Below are 14,784 nucleotides of genomic sequence, written 5' to 3'. Positions count from 1 at the left end.
CACGGCGCACGCACGCCTCGGAGCGGCGCGCCTCCTGCCGCGCGCTCGTCGCGGCCCGCCGGTCCCGCCGGTTCCACCCTCTCACCGAAAACTACGTCTGTCTGGACAAAAAAAGTTTTCGGTGAGAGGGTGGATCCATGCTGGACGTGACCGTGATCGAGGACCCCGAGGCCGCGGCCGTGTCGCTGGACCCCGTCCGGGCGCGGCTGCTCGCCGAGCTGGCCGCCGGACCCGCGTCGGCCGCGATGCTGGCCGGCAAGGTCGGACTGCCCCGCCAGAAGGTGAACTACCACCTCAAGACGCTGGAGCGGCACGGCCTGGTCGAACTGGCCGGGGAGCGCCGCAAGGGCAATGTCACCGAGCGGCTGATGCGCGCGAGCGCCGCGTCGTACGTCATCTCGCCCGCGGCCCTGTCCGCCGTGCAGCCGGACCCGGAGCGCTTCCGGGACCAGCTGTCCGCGCGCTGGCTGCTGGCGCTCGGCGCCCGCCTGGTGCGCGACGTCGGCACGCTGATCGGCGGTGCGGCCAGGGCCCGCAAGCCGCTCGCGACGTACGCCCTGGACGGCGCGGTCCGGTTCGCCTCCGCCGCCGACCGCGCGGCCTTCGCGCAGGAGCTGACGGCGGCCGTCGGCGCCCTGATCCGCAAGTACGACGCCCCGGACGCCGAGGGCGGCCGGGATCACCGGATCGTCGTCGCCCTGCACCCCGCGGTCAAGGACCGGCCCGCAGCCCTGGAACCCGCGCCGCAAGAACCGGAAGCCGAGTAGGAGACCCGCCATGAGCAAGGAATTCGAGATCGTCCGCGAGTTCGAGGTCGACGTCCCGCCGGAGGAGGTCTGGGCGGCCGTCACCACCGGGACCGGGGGCTATCTGTGGCCGATGGAGGCGCCCGAGCCGCGGGCCGGCGGGCGGGGGCCGTTCGGCTCGACCGTCGTCGTCTGGGAGCCGCCGCACCGCTACGTCAACCGCAGCGAGGACGCGGGCATGCCCACGCAGTCGCTCAACCAGCTCGACCACACCATCGAGCCCCGCGACGAGGGCCGCCGCGCCTTCGTGCGCTACGTCCACAGCGGGATCTTCACCGACGACTGGGACACCCAGTACGACGGGGCGAACAAGCACACCGACTTCTATCTGCACACCCTGCGCGAGTATCTGACGCACTTCGCGCCCGCCCCGGTCGCCTTCGCGCAGGTGACCGGGCCCGCCTCCTCGGCCGTACCGGGGGCGCTCGCCGCCGCGGCCCGCGCGCTCGGACTGCCGGACGACGCGACCGCGGGGACGAAGGTGAGCGTCGAGGGACCGGGCGGACGGACCCTGGACGCCGTACTCGACTACCGCGAACCGGAGTTCGTCGGACTGCGCACCCGAAGCGCCCTCGTCCGCTTCTTCGGCCGGGGCCGCTGGGGCGCGCCGCTCGGCATCAGCGTGCACGACTTCGCGCCGGGCGCCGACGCCGGAGCGGACGGGGCCGCCTGGCAGGACTGGCTGAACGGGGTGTTCGGCCAGTCCTGAACCCCCTGGGGGTCAGGGGCGGAAGCGCAGCACCTGCGGGTCGTGGTCGCTGATCTGGTCGTTGAACTCCGAGTTGATGTGCACGCTGTCGTACTGGAACGAGTCGCGGCGCACCGCCGGGCTGATCAGGATCTGGTCCAGGACCTGCGAGTTGCCCTGGTAGTCGTACGTGTAACGCTCGCTCCTGGGCAGCGACTTGATCGCCGACCACAGCTCGCCCCGGCCCTCCAGGATCTTGGTGGTGTCGGAGAACTCGAAGTCGTTCATGTCGCCGAGCGCGAGCACGTCCGCGTTCTTCTGGACCTTCAGGATGTCCTTCACGAACGCGTTGACCACGGTCGCCTGCGCGTGGCGCTGGATCTCCGAGCTGCGGGTCGGCGGCTGGTACTGCGAGGCCAGCGACTGGTCGCCGCCCTTGGAGTCCAGGTGGTTGGCGATCACGAAGACCGTCTTGCCACGGAAGACGAACTGGCCGGCCAGCGGCTTGCGGCTGTCCTGCCATGCGGCGTCGGCCGGGGCGATCCGGCCCGGGGACGCGGTCAGCTGGGCCTTGCCGTGCTCCTTGACGACGCCCACCGCGGTGGTGGAGTCGCCGCCGGCGCGGTCCACGAAGGACACCCGCTCGGGGTTGAACAGGAAAACCTGGCGGATGTTGCCGCCCGGCTGGCCGCCGTCCTCGTCGTTGACCGGGTCGATGGAACGCCAGTCGTACTTCGGGCCGCCCGCCGCGACGATCGCGTCGATCAGCTTGTTCACGGTGACGCTCGCGTCGACCGTGCCGTCGTCCGTGGCGCCGTTGTCGTCCTGGATCTCCTCCAGGGACACGATGTCGGGGGACTGGAGGTTGTTGACGATCGCCGCGGCGTGCTGGTCGAACGTCTTGTCCGAGGGGTCGAGGTTCTCGACGTTGTACGTCGCGACCGCGAGCTGCTTGCGGGTCTGCTTCTTCGTGGTCTCGCGCTGGAGGCCGCCGCTCTTGAGCGTCCCGATCTGGTCGGCGACCAGGGTGTAGCCGCCGTACTGGTTGAAGTCCAGCGGGCCCGTGGTGGTGCCGGTCAGCGTGTCGCCGACGTTCGCCTTCGGGAAGTCGGCGGTGGCGCCCAGCGACTGGATCTGGAGGCGGCCGGTGTTCTGCGAGTCGTAGGACCCGTAGACCGTGCCGCCGCGGCGGTCGCGGTGCTCGTGCGGCTTCACCGTGACCCACAGCTCGGCGTACCGGTCGGTGGCGGTGACCACGCGGGCGTCCTTGACCTGGACGTTCATGCCTTCGAGGGACTCGTAGTAGTCCAGGGCGTACTTCCCGGGCCGGAGCGGCAGGTTGTCGATCGAGCCGCCGTTCGCGGTGTCGCCCTGCGGCGTGTACCGGCTCGGCACCGACTTCGCGTCGATCACGACCGGCGCCGGTACGGCGTTGCCGGTGGAGACGGTGGTGATCGTGGGCTTGGTGATCTCCGTGACGGACTGCCCGCCGGAGGCGGCGCCGCCCGGGACGTACTCGGAGACCGTGCCGGTCACCGTCACCGAGTCGCCGACCGCGACCTTCGGCGTCGAGCCGGTGTAGACGAATATGCCTTCGCTGGTGGCCGGGTTGTCGTCGGGCGTCGTGTCCTGGAACCAGAAGCCCTTGGACGAGCCGTAGGTGCGCGTGGCCGTGACGATGCCCGGTACGTCCGTCACCTTCTGCCCGGCGTACGGCGACAGCCGGGTGGTGCCCTGGATGTCGTGGATGCGCACCGTGTCGGCGTGCGCGGGGGAAGTGAGGACGACGGCGGACGCGGCGGAGCAAACAGCGGCGACGGTGAGCGCGGCGAGACGCGCGGTGGACCTGCTCGGCAAGGGATCCCTCCGGGGATGTTACGGGGCGCCGGGACGAGGTGGATCGGTTGCGTGTGGGGGCGGTTGCCCTCCGTGACGCGCGCAGGGCCGAGTGAACGGTCGTTCCCCCGACTTCTACGCGCGTCAATCTCCAGCCTGGGCACGGGACTTGTCAAGGTTTCGGCCATGTACGGGGGCCGACGGGGAGATGAACCGGGCGGCATGGGCCCAAATCCGTCTAGGCTGAGGGGCTGAGCACGTTTCACGGTCCGAGGAGATCCAGCCGATGTCAGACAGCTCCCCCCTGCCGCCCGTACGGCTGCACTCCGAAGCGGAGCTGGCGCGCGCCGCACTGTCCACGCCCCTGCTGGAACGGGCGGCCCGGCTCGCCCGCTGGGCCGGCCCCGACACCCGGGTGGACGCGGGCGGCAGCCTGGTCGAGGACCAGCTCCCCGCCGCCGCCGGCAGGCTCGGACTGACCGGCGACGACGCGGCCGCCTATGCCGCCGAGGCCTGGCGGGTCGCGCTGGACTCCGGCCTCGTCGAGATCGCCGACGAGGAGAGCGGGACGGTCCGCGCGGGCGAGGCGCTGGCCCTGCTCACCGGTTCCCCGCACGAGGTGCTCACGGTCTGGCTCGCCGCGCTGGAGACGGTGCTTGCGGACGCGACCGTGCCCGATCTGGACGATCTGGTGGACGCGCTGGAGGAGGGCAGGGAGATCGATTTCGCGTCACTCGACTGGGACCCCGAGGCCGAGGCCGAGTTCCTCGACGGCGTGCTCGGCAACCTCTACCTCCTGACCGTGAGTGAGGACGGCGCCGGGGACGGGCCGGTCCCGCTGCCCGCCCTGGCCGCGTCGATGATCGTGCCGGACGACATGGGTGAGCCCACCGACGACGTCCTGGAGCAGGTCTCCGACGCGATGATGCGCCTGGACGACCAGTTCCGGACGCTGGAGCCGATCGGTCTCGTCGAGTACCGGCCGGTGGACGAGGCGCTGATGGCCGACGCCGACGAGGAACTCGCGACGCCGGTGGAGGAGGCGGACGTCTCCCGCTACGGCATGGTGTGTCTGACCCCGCTCGGCGCCTACGGGCTGCGGGCGCGGCTGATGGAGGCCGGCTTCGAGGCGCCGGTGGTCGGTGAACTCGCCGACAAGGGAGCGGACGTGCTGCTCGACGGCACCGCCGCGTTCGGTCCCTCGGCCGCCCTCGCCGAGACGGAGCTGTGGCTGAGCCGGCACGAACCGCTCGCGGGCGCGCGGGAGTTGCTGGCGGCGGCCCGGGGCGCCGACGCCGGGGGGCCGCTGCGCCGGCTGCGTTGCCAGCAGGCGCTGTCCCTGGTCGGCGGGGAGGCCGAGCCCGCGCTGCGGGAGGTGCTGGACGACCCCGAACTGGGCGGCCTGGCCCGGGTGTGGCTCAGCGAGCGGGGCGCCGCCGAGGTGCCCGCGCCCTCCCAGGACCTGGTCTTCTGGCTGACCATCGACACGGTCGCCGCCCAACTGGCCGCCGAGGGCAACTCCGAGGAGCTCCAGGCCCTGGTGGAGGGTCTCGCCGAGCAGCACAGCGGGTTCTTCGCGGCCGCGTGGCGGGTGGAGCACCCGGCGACGGCCGACGTGCTGGAGGCGATGGGTCGGCTGCACCCGGACAAGAAGGTGGCCAAGGAGGCCCGCAAGGCGGCGTTCAAGGCGCGGTCGCAGCAAGGGGGATGAGCGGCCGGGCGGGTGAGCGCGGCGGGTGGCGCGGGCGGACGGCGCGGCTGTGGCGGGCCGGGCGCCCGTCGGCCGACCCTGAGGCTTGGTCGTTTCTTGGGTCGGTGCATACGGTTTCTTGAATAATGGTGTCCGAGGTGGCCCCGCGTTCAACTCCCGTTCAGGCGCCGCCGGGAGCGTGTGCGCCGAACGAGGTCCGCCGCCCTCCACGGCACACCCATCCGTCACAGGAGACACCATGTCGCTCACCCGCAGGGACTTCGCCAGAACCTCCGCGATCACCGGTGCCGGGATCGCCCTGGCGGGCAGCGCCGGCGTGCTCGCCACCGCGCCGAACGCCCTCGCGTCCACGGACACCGACGCCGCGCACGGCGGGGACGCCGACCCGGCCCACGGCCAGGACCATGGACACGGTCACGGCCTGCCCGGCGTCGGCTACGGCCCCCTGGAGCCCGATCCCAGGGGGGTCCTCGCCCTGCCCGCCGGCTTCGGCTACCGGATCGTCACCCACAGCGGCAGGACCCGCCTGGAATCGGGCGAGTTCACGCCGTCCAACCACGACGGCACCGCCGCCTTCGAGGGCCCCCGGGGCACCACCCTCCTCGTCAACAACCACGAGCTGGCGGGACCGCGCGCCGAATGGACCTATCCGGTGCCGCTCGCCGAGGGCCTGGTGTACGACCCCGCGGCGGCCGGCGGCTGCACGGTGGTCGAGGTGCGCCGCGACCATGTCGCCGAGTGGGTCGGCATCGCCGGCACCGCCACCAACTGCGCGGGCGGCAGCACTCCGTGGGGAACCTGGCTGACCTGCGAGGAGACCGAGGACAAGGCCGGCCAGAACGGTATGACCAAGGACCACGGCTACGTCTTCGAGGTGGACCCGGCCGACCGCCGGGCCAACCGCGCGCCCGAGCCGGTCAAGGCGCTCGGCCGGTACGCCCACGAGGCCGTCGTGGTCGACCCGAGGCGCGGCCACCTCTTCCTCACCGAGGACGCCGCCGGTCCCAACGGCCTGTTCTACCGCTGGACCCCGCCGGCCGGTTTCCGCCACGGCCGCGGCAGGCTGCGCACCCTCGCCGACGACGCGGGCGTCCTCCAGGCCTTCAAGTGCTTCGACTCCGGCGGCCGGTTCGTGGACGACCTCTCCCGCGCCACCAGGACCGGCACGGTGTACGGCGTCGACTGGGTGGACGTGCCCGACCGCGACGCCCGGCAGGTCTCCACGCGCAAGCAGTTCGGCGAGGGCCAGGTCACCCGTGCCCGCAAGCTGGAGGGCATGTGGTGGGGCGACGGCGGCGTCTACGTCGTCTCCTCCTTCGCCCGCTCGGAGAGCCCGGTCCAGCACGACGGCCAGGTCTGGTTCTACGACCCCCGGCGCCGCACCCTCACCCTCAAGGTGCTGCTCGGCGTGAACCCGGAACCGGGCGCGGACGGCGCGTTCGACGGCCCGGACAACATCACCGTCTCGCCGTACGGCGGTCTGGTCGTCGCCGAGGACGGCGAGGGCGTCCAGCATCTGTTCGGGGCCACCGACAGCGGCCGCACCTATCCGATCGCGCGCAACGAGCTGAACATCGGTACCGCGGCGAAGCCGGAGTACAGCGAGTTCACCGGCGTCACCTTCTCGCCCGACGGGCGGACCCTGTACGCCAACATCCAGACCCCGGGCATCATGCTCGCCATCACCGGGCCCTGGAAGCGGCAGCGGAAGTAGCCGGTCCGTGCGGCCCGGAGGGGCGCGGGAACCGCGTGAGCGGTCCCGGCGCCCCCGTGGCCGGGGTCAGAGGGCCTTCGCCCCCGGGTCCACCATGTTGCGGACCGTCCGCGCCTGCACGAAGTCGCCGATCGCGGTCATCTCCCACTCGCCCGAGAACTGGCGGATCAGCTTGGCCATCAGCACGCCGGTCCGGGGTTCGGCCTGGGTGAGGTCGAAGCGGACCAGTTCCTCCTCCGTCGCTACGTCCACGAGGCGGCAGTACGCCTTGGCGACGTCGGTGAACTTCTGGCCGGAGAAGGAGTTGACCGTGAAGACGAGGCCGGTGACCTCCTGGGGGATGCGGCCGAGGTCGACCACGATCACCTCGTCGTCGCCCGCGCCCTCGCCCGTGAGGTTGTCGCCGGAGTGCTTGACCGCGCCCTTGAGGATCGTCAGCTTGCCGAAGTAGCAGCTGTCGACGTGGTCGCGCTGCGGTCCGTAGGCGATGACGGAGGCGTCGAGGTCGATGTCGCCGCCCCGGAACGCCGGCTCCCAGCCGAGGCCCATCCGCACCTGGGAGAGCAGCGGCCGGCCGCCCTTCACCAGCGACACCGTCTGGTTCTTCCGGAGGCTGACCCGGCCCTTGTCCAGATTGATCCTCCCCGCGCCCGCGGCTGGAGCCGGGGGAGCGGCCGGCGGGGCGGCGGGCATCGGCGGGGCCGCCGAGGGCGCCGCCGCCGGCGCCACGGGCTGCGGGGGCGCCGCCGGAGCCGCCGCCGGTTCCTCCACCGTCACGCCGAAGTCGGTCGCGATGCCCGCGAGACCGTTCGCATACCCCTGCCCGACCGCGCGGGCCTTCCACTGGCCGCCGCGGCGGTAGACCTCCACCACCACGAGCGCCGTCTCGGTGCCCAGCCGCGGCGGTGTGAACGTGGCCAGCACCGCGCCGCCGTCCGCGTCCCGGACGGTGGCCGTCGGCTCGATGCCCTGGAAGGTCTGGCCGGCCGCGTCCGGGCTGGCCGTGACCACGATCCTCTCGATGTCCGGCGGCACGGCCGCGGTGTCGACCGAGATCGCGTCGGGCGCGGCACCGCCGCCGGACCGGTAGGCCACACCCGGTCCGGACGGCTGGTTGTAGAAGATGAAGTCGTCGTCCGAGCGCACCTTGCCGTCGCCCGTGAGCAGCAGGCCCGAGACGTCCAGCCGCACGGGAGCGGTCACGTCCACCGTGATGCGCGCGGCGGGGAGCGGGACGTTCGAACCAGGGGTCATAGCTGTCATGTGGGGGGTAACGAACGAAACCGCTTTACCGTTCCCTTACCACCGGCGTCACCCGTCACCCCCGGCAGGGCTCTTCACGGCACCACGACGGTCTTCCGTCCCACCCCTGCCGCGAACTGCTCCAGCGCCTGCGGATACCGCTCCAGCGGAAGCCGGTCGCTGATGAAGACGCCCGGGTCGAGGACACCGTTCGCGAAGAGTTCCGCCGCCCGCTCGTAGCTGTGCAGCACCGCCATCGAACCGGTGATGGTGATCTCCTGGTTGTAGACGCGGTACGGGTCGATCTCCACCCGGGTGGCGTAGTCGGCGACCCCGAACTGGAGGAACGTGCCGGCCTTCGCCACCCGTCCCAGACCGTCCTGGATCGCCGCCGCGTTGCCCGTGGCGTCCACCACCACGTCCCAGCCCCCCGGCCGGTCGAGTTCGTCCGCGCCGGCCGCCGCCCCCGATACGCCGAGCAGCCGGGCCGTCTCCAGACGGGCCGGGTTCAGGTCCACCACGTCCACGCTCGCCGCGCCGGTGCGCTTGGCCAGCTCCAGCATCATCAGGCCCATGGTCCCGGAGCCGTAGATCAGGACGTGGGAGCCGAGCCGGGAGCGCAGGACGTCGTAGCCGCGCACCGCGCAGGACAGCGGTTCGATCAGGGCCGCGTCCTCGGTGCGCACGTGCTCGGGCAGCCTGACGCAGTTGGCGACGGGGGCGACGGCGTACTGCGCCGCCCCGCCCGCCGTGGTCACGCCGATCGCGGCCCAGCGCTCGCACAGGTTGTTGTGGCCGCTGCGGCAGTAGCGGCACTCGTAGCAGTACAGCGACGGGTCCACGGCGACCCGGTCGCCGGTGCTGACCTCGGTGACCCGGGCGCCGGTGGCGACCACCGTGCCCGCGAACTCATGGCCCGGCACGATCGGCAGCTCGGGCGCGAACTCGCCCTGGAGGATGTGCAGATCGGTGCCGCACAGCCCGCACGCGGCGACCTCGACGACGACCTGGCGGGGTCCCGGCGCCGGGTCGGGGACCTCGGTGACGACGGCACGGCCCACGGACTCGATGACGGCGGCCTTCATTTCACGGCTCCCAACGACAGGCCCTGGACCAGCTTGTCCTGGGCGGCGAACCCCGCGGCGAGCACCGGCAGGGAGATGACGAGCGAGGCGGCGCACACCTTGGCCAGGAACAGGCCCTGACTGGTGATGAAGCCGGTCAGGAAGACGGGCGCGGTCTCGGCGACGACGCCGGTGAGCACCCGGGCGAACAGCAGTTCGTTCCAGCTGAAGATGAAGCAGATCAGGGCCGTCGCCGCGATACCGGGCAGCGCGATGGGGGCGACGACCCGCGCGAGGATCGTCGGCAGCCGGGCCCCGTCCACCCGGGCCGCCTCGATCACCGCGACCGGCACCTCGGCGAGGAAGGACTGCATCATCCACACGGCGATCGGCAGGTTCATCGCGGTGTAGAGGACGACCAGCAGCCAGATGTCGTCGAGCGTCCCGGTGTGCTTGGCGAACAGGTAGACGGGCAGCAGCCCCGCGACGGCGGGGAGCATCTTCGTGGACAGGAAGAAGAACAGCACGTCCGTCCATTTGCGCACCGGCCGGATCGACAGCGCGTAGGCGGCGGGGAGAGCGAGCAGCAGCACGAAGAGCGTGGAGGCCACCGATGCCACCGCCGAGTTGATCAGCGCGGGCCAGGGGCTCGCCCCGCCGCCGACGCCGAAGAACTCGCGGTAGCCGTCCAGGGTGAGGGCGGCGCCGAAGGACGGCGGGTTGGTCGCCGCGTCCTGCTCGGAGTGGAAGGACGTCAGCGCCATCCAGGCGATGGGCAGGAAGAAGACGATGCCGGCCAGCCAGGCCACCAGGCCGAGACCGTGACGTCGCAGCGCGGTCATGAGCGGCCCACCTCCTCGCGGAACAGGGACGACACCACGCGCAGGGCGAAGGTCGCGATGACGATGGAGCCGATGACGACCAGGACGCCGGCGGCCGAGGCGAGGCCGTTCTCATGGGCCTGGTAGAAGCTCTGGTAGACGGTGTACGGCAGATTCGCCGTGCCGAGGCCCCCGGACGTGATGGTGAACACCGCGTCGAAGTTCTGCACGATGTAGATCGAGCCGAGCAGGGCACCCAGTTCGAGGTAGCGGCGCAGGTGGGGCAGGGTGAGATGGCGGAAGATCTGCCAGTCGCCCGCGCCGTCGACCCGGGCCGCCTCGATCTGCTCCCGGTCCCGGCTCTGCAGCCCGGCCAGCAGGATCAGCATCATGAACGGCGTCCACTGCCACACCAGGGACGCCTCCACCGCGATCAGCGGGGAGTGCGAGATCCAGTCCGGCTGGGGCCCGCCGACGTAGTGCAGCAGCCCGTTGAGCAGGCCGTACTCCGGGTTGTAGAGCACGTGCTTCCACAGCAGCGCGGCGGCCACCGGGACCACCAGGAAGGGCGCGATCAGCAGGGTGCGCACGACACCCCGGCCGCAAAAGCGCCGGTCCAGGAGCAGGGCGAGGAGCAGTCCGAGGACCAGGCTGGCCAGCACTACCGCCACGGTGAGCAGGACCGTCGTCCACACCGAGTGGCGCAGGCCGGCGTCGGTCAGCACCTGGCGGTAGTTGGCGAGGCCGGTGAAGCGGCGGGCCTTCGGGTAGAGGGCGTTCCAGTCGAAGAAGGAGATCACCAGCGTGGCCACGAAGGGCAGTTGGGTGACCACGATCATGAAGACGAGGGCGGGGAGCAGCGGGGCCCGGGTGGCCCAGGCGCGCAGCCGGGCCGGGGGCCGTTTCAGCGGGCGCGCGGGGGCGGCCGCGTACGGGGCCGTGGTGGTGGCGGTCATCGTCCCTCGTACTCCTTGGAGATCTTCTCGGCGAGCTGCTGGGACTTCCTCAGGGCCGTGTCGACGGACTGGCGTCCGGCGATGGCCGCGCTGATCTCCTGGGAGACCTTGGTGCCGAGGTCGGTGAACTCGGGGATGTCGACGAACTGGATGCCGGGCGCGGGACGGGGCTGCACGCCGGGGTCGTCCGGGCGGCTGCTCTCGATGGCCCGCCGGGTCATCTCCTGGAAGGCGGCGGCGGACCGGCGGTAGTCGGCGTTCTCGTACGTCGAGGCCCGTTTGCCCGCCGGGACGTCCGGCCAGCCGCTGGTCTTCCCGACCAGCTGTTCGTACTCCTTGCCCGACGCCCAGGAGACGAACTTCCACGCCTTGTCGGGATTGTGGGAGGCGTGCTGGATGCCCCAGGCCCAGGTGTAGAGCCAGCCGGAGGACTCGGTCCGCTCGACCGGGGCGGGCGCGTAGCCGAGCTTGCCCTTGACCGGGGAGCCCTTGGCCTCCAGGGAGCCGGCCGCCGAGGTGGCGTCGTACCACATGGCGACCTTGCCCTGCGTCATGTCGTTCAGGCACTCGGCGAACCCGGACTGCGCGGCGCCGGACTCGCCGTGCGCGCGGACCAGGCCGACGTAGAACTTCGTCGCCTCGCGGAAGGCGGGCGAGTCCAGTCGTGCCTTCCAGTCCTTGTCGAACCAGGTGCCGCCGAAGGTGTTCACGACCGTGGTCAGCGGCGCGGCCATCTCGCCCCAGCCGGGCAGCCCGCGCAGGCAGATGCCCCGCATGCCGGGCCGCGCGCCGTCCGCCTTCGCGGCGAGGGCGGCCACCTGCTGCCAGGTGGGGTGGGCGGGCATGGTCAGGCCCTTCGCCGCGAACACGTCCTTGCGGTACATCAGGAAGGACGACTCGCCGTAGAAGGGCTGCCCGTAGAGCTTGCCGTCGTCGCCGGTCAGGGAGGCGCGCATCGGCGCCAGTACGTCCTTCTCGTCGTACGAGGGGTCCTTCGCGACGTAGCCGTCCATCGGGCGCAGCCAGCCGTTGCGGGCGTAGATCGGGATCTCGTAGTTGGACAGGGTGGCGACGTCGTACTGGCCCGCCTGGTTGGCGAAGTCCTGGCTGATCTTGTCGCGGACGTCGTTCTCCGGCAGCACGGTGAAGTTCACCTTGATGCCGGTCTCCTTGGTGAAGTGCGTGGCGGTGAGCTTCTGGAGCTCCACCATCTGGGGGTTGTTGACCATCAGTACGTTGATCGAGTCGCCGCCTGATCCGGCTCCGCCCGCCCCGACCCAGCAGCCGGACAGCAGGGGGGTGAGCAGCGTCCCTGCGGCGGCCAGGACGAGCGTGGCTCGCGGCCTCCGTCGGCTCGGGGTGCGCATGGATCACTCCTGGATGTATGGGGATATAAGGGGTGTCGATGGGCCGAGCACGCCCAGGGGGAGGGGACCGGGAGCCGGGCGTCTCAGACCCGGACGACCTGCGGGCCCAGCAGGGCGTAGCGGTGGGCCTCGGCCGCGGGGAGCTGGAGGCTGGTCACGATCGCCTCCAGCGCGCCGACCTCCGCGAACCGGCAGAAGCTCGCCGCGCCGAACTTGGTGTGCACGCCCGCGAACACGGTGCGCCGCGCCGCCCGCATCGCCCGCGCCTTGACCTCGCCGACCGCCGGATCGGGCGTGGTCAGGCCGTGTTCGCGGGAGATGCCGTTGGCGCCGACATAGGCGAGGTCGAGGACGAAGCCGGACAGCATCGTCGTCGTCCAGTGGTCGACGGTGGCCAGCGTGCCGGCCCGTACCCGGCCGCCGAGGAGCAGCACCTGGACGTGGTCCGCCCCGGCGAGGGCGCCCGCGACCGGGAGGGACGCGGTGACCACGGTCAGCGGCCGGTCCCTCGGCAGGGCCTCGGCGATGAGCTGCGGGGTGAAGCCCTCGTCGACGAAGACGGTCTCGGCGTCGCCCAGCAACTCGGCCGCCGCGACGGCGATCCGGCGCTTCTCGGGCACCTGGCTGGTGGCCCGGAAGGCCAGCGTGGTCTCGAAGCCGGCGCTCTCCACCGGGTAGGCCCCGCCATGGGTGCGGCGGACCAGCCCGTGTTCCTCCAGAGCGCGCAGATCGCGCCGGACGGTCTCCTTGGCCACGCCCAGCCCGGCGGCGAGCGCGGTGACATCGACCGAGCCGGTGGCGCGCGCGGCCCGCACGATCTCGCGCCGGCGTTCCTCCGCCGTACCGGTCATCCCGTCACCCTCCCTCCGTGGAACCGCCCGTTCGGGCCCATGGGGGAAGTTGTACCGTCGGTCCGCCACCCTGACCAGGCCTGTTGCCCGCCCGATGCTGCCCGCTTGGGCCCGTTCGCCACGCCTGCCGCCCACCGCGGACCTGCGCGGCGGCACGCGCCGGGGTGGGAACGGGCGGCCCGCGTGCCCGGATGCGGCGCCGGACGGGCCCGTCCGGCGCCCGTCCGCCCGTTCCGGCCCGGCGCGGTGGGGTCCGGTACGGCGCGGTGCGGCCCGGCGCCGCCCGGAGGCGTCCGGTGTTGACCGCCCCGAGCGGCCCCCCTAGCGTGAGGCCGTTCATGAACATGAACGACGGTCACGGGAACGCACGTCGAGGAGTCCGGTTGAAGGCCGCCGCGTTCGTCTACCCCTGGGACGTCAACGGGGACCCCGACGCCCCCGCCCGGATCGCCGGGCTCGGTGTCGAGCAGGTGACCCTCGCCGCCGCCTACCACTCCACCCGCGCCCTGACCCCGCGCCACCCCCGCCACCGCGTCGTCACCGCCGAGCACGCGGCCGTCCTCTACCCGCCGGGCGACCACTGGACCGGCCGCATCCCGCGCCCGTACCCGGCCGGCCCCTGGGCCCCGGGAGACGCGCACGGCGAGGCCGCGCGGGCGCTCGCCGGCGCCGGTCTCGCGGTGCACACCTGGGTGGTCCTCGCGCACAACTCCCGCCTGGGCGCGGAGCATCCGGACACCTCCGTCCGCAACGCCTACGGCGACCGCTACCCGTGGGCGCCCTGCATCGCGCAGCAGGCCACCCGCGCCTACCTCACCGACCTCGCCGCCGAGGCCGCCGTACGGCCCGGCGCGCGGGGCACCGAGCTGGAGTCCCTCGGCTGGTACGGACTGCCGCACCTGCACGCGCACGACAAGATCTCCGGAGTGCCCCTGGGGGAGGCCGGGGAGTACCTGATGTCCCTGTGCTTCTGTCCCGCGTGCCGTACGGGCTACGGCGAACAGGGCCTGGACGCCGGGGAGCTGGCATCGGCCGTGCGGGCCGCCCTGGAGCCGCTGTGGCGGGGTGCGGCGGCCGACCGGGGGCTGCCGATGGTGGCGGAACTGCTCGGCGAGGAACGGGCCGCCGCCGTCCGGGCCTGGCGGGGCGGTGTCGCCCGCGGTCTCCAGGAGGAGGCCGTGGCCGCCGTACGCGCCGCCGCGCCCGCCGGGTTCCAGGTCCTGCTGCACGCCGACCCCGTCCCCGAGCACTGCGGCGCGAACGCGGGCGTCGACCCCGCCCACATCCTCTCCGTGGCCGACGGCGTCGTGGTCCCCTGCACGGCGGGTACGGCCCCGCTGGCGCCCTTCGCGGCGCACGCGGGCGAACGGACCGTGCTGGCCGCCAACTTCACCGTCGTCTCCGGGATGGGCGGCAGCCCCCGTACCCTCGCGGCGGACGCGGCCCGCGCCCGGACGGCCGGTGCCACCGAACTGCGGCTCTATCACGCCGGGTTGGCGTCGGACGGGGATCTCGCGGCGGTACGCGAGGCGCTGGCGACGCGCTGAACCGGCGGCATCCGGGCAGGCCCGAATTCCCACGCCGGAACGCGGAGTTCCGGTGGGCCGCTCGGACATGGCCGGAAAAAGACGTCCGTATCGATCGGATAACAGGGCTCGCGGTACCGCTTGTTATGCGCGTAGACAATCCGTGACCTGGTCACTCACTCTAGCCACCAGATCCGGAGAA

Annotated in this window: 12 protein-coding genes; 5 read left to right on the top strand and 7 right to left on the bottom strand. The window is 72.3% G+C overall.

The window, feature by feature from the left end:
• Positions 1–137 precede the first annotated feature (137 nt).
• Both VT52_RS15760 and VT52_RS15755 read left to right on the top strand, forming a co-directional pair.
• On the top strand, positions 138–767 hold the full coding sequence (locus VT52_RS15760) for an ArsR/SmtB family transcription factor (RefSeq protein WP_046417090.1): 630 nt from the start codon (positions 138–140) through the stop codon (positions 765–767).
• Positions 768–777: 10 nt separating this feature from the next.
• A complete protein-coding gene (locus VT52_RS15755) occupies positions 778–1,515 on the top strand; it encodes an SRPBCC family protein (RefSeq protein WP_046417088.1) in 738 nt (245 codons plus the stop codon).
• A gap of 12 nt (positions 1,516–1,527) precedes the next feature.
• Here VT52_RS15755 and VT52_RS15750 read toward each other — a convergent pair whose 3' ends face one another.
• The gene (locus VT52_RS15750; RefSeq protein WP_046417087.1) at positions 1,528–3,351 is read right to left on the bottom strand and encodes an endonuclease/exonuclease/phosphatase family protein; all 1,824 of its coding nucleotides are present in this window, start codon (positions 3,349–3,351) and stop codon (positions 1,528–1,530) included.
• 265 nt (positions 3,352–3,616) lie between these two features.
• Between VT52_RS15750 and VT52_RS15745 the strand changes: the two genes are divergently transcribed.
• Together VT52_RS15745 and VT52_RS15740 are read left to right on the top strand one after the other, a co-directional pair.
• Positions 3,617–5,041 (top strand): hypothetical protein, encoded by a 1,425-nt coding sequence (locus VT52_RS15745; protein ID WP_046417086.1) that lies wholly within the window; start codon positions 3,617–3,619, stop codon positions 5,039–5,041.
• Between the two features lie 238 nt (positions 5,042–5,279).
• Positions 5,280–6,755, top strand: coding sequence for an alkaline phosphatase PhoX (locus tag VT52_RS15740; RefSeq protein WP_046417085.1), 1,476 nt, complete (start codon positions 5,280–5,282; stop codon positions 6,753–6,755).
• A gap of 66 nt (positions 6,756–6,821) precedes the next feature.
• Here VT52_RS15740 and VT52_RS15735 read toward each other — a convergent pair whose 3' ends face one another.
• From VT52_RS15735 to VT52_RS15710, 6 genes are all read right to left on the bottom strand, one after another.
• Positions 6,822–8,009, bottom strand: a complete 1,188-nt coding sequence (locus VT52_RS15735; RefSeq protein ID WP_046417083.1) for a TerD family protein — start codon at positions 8,007–8,009, stop codon at positions 6,822–6,824.
• Positions 8,010–8,092: 83 nt separating this feature from the next.
• Positions 8,093–9,082, bottom strand: a complete 990-nt coding sequence (locus tag VT52_RS15730; protein ID WP_046417082.1) for a zinc-dependent alcohol dehydrogenase family protein — start codon at positions 9,080–9,082, stop codon at positions 8,093–8,095.
• Positions 9,079–9,903: a carbohydrate ABC transporter permease gene (locus tag VT52_RS15725; protein WP_046417081.1), complete on the bottom strand. Its 825-nt coding sequence runs from the start codon at positions 9,901–9,903 to the stop codon at positions 9,079–9,081. The genes VT52_RS15730 and VT52_RS15725 overlap by 4 nt, the downstream gene beginning before the upstream one ends.
• Positions 9,900–10,838 (bottom strand): carbohydrate ABC transporter permease, encoded by a 939-nt coding sequence (locus VT52_RS15720; protein WP_046417079.1) that lies wholly within the window; start codon positions 10,836–10,838, stop codon positions 9,900–9,902. Before VT52_RS15720 ends, VT52_RS15725 begins: the two co-directional genes overlap by 4 nt.
• Positions 10,835–12,205 (bottom strand): ABC transporter substrate-binding protein, encoded by a 1,371-nt coding sequence (locus VT52_RS15715; protein ID WP_046417078.1) that lies wholly within the window; start codon positions 12,203–12,205, stop codon positions 10,835–10,837. Before VT52_RS15715 ends, VT52_RS15720 begins: the two co-directional genes overlap by 4 nt.
• Positions 12,206–12,288: 83 nt before the next feature.
• On the bottom strand, positions 12,289–13,056 hold the full coding sequence (locus VT52_RS15710) for a DeoR/GlpR family DNA-binding transcription regulator (protein ID WP_046417077.1): 768 nt from the start codon (positions 13,054–13,056) through the stop codon (positions 12,289–12,291).
• Positions 13,057–13,439: 383 nt separating this feature from the next.
• On the opposite strand from VT52_RS15710, the gene VT52_RS15705 reads away from it, so the two are divergent.
• Positions 13,440–14,603, top strand: coding sequence for a hypothetical protein (locus VT52_RS15705; protein ID WP_046417076.1), 1,164 nt, complete (start codon positions 13,440–13,442; stop codon positions 14,601–14,603).
• Positions 14,604–14,784: the final 181 nt, after the last annotated feature.

It is taken from the genome of Streptomyces malaysiense (genome assembly GCF_000980885.2).
Lineage (GTDB): Bacteria > Actinomycetota > Actinomycetes > Streptomycetales > Streptomycetaceae > Streptomyces > Streptomyces malaysiense.
The sequence above is the reverse complement of the archived record's forward strand: the minus strand, read 5'-3'. Positions and strand labels throughout refer to the sequence as shown.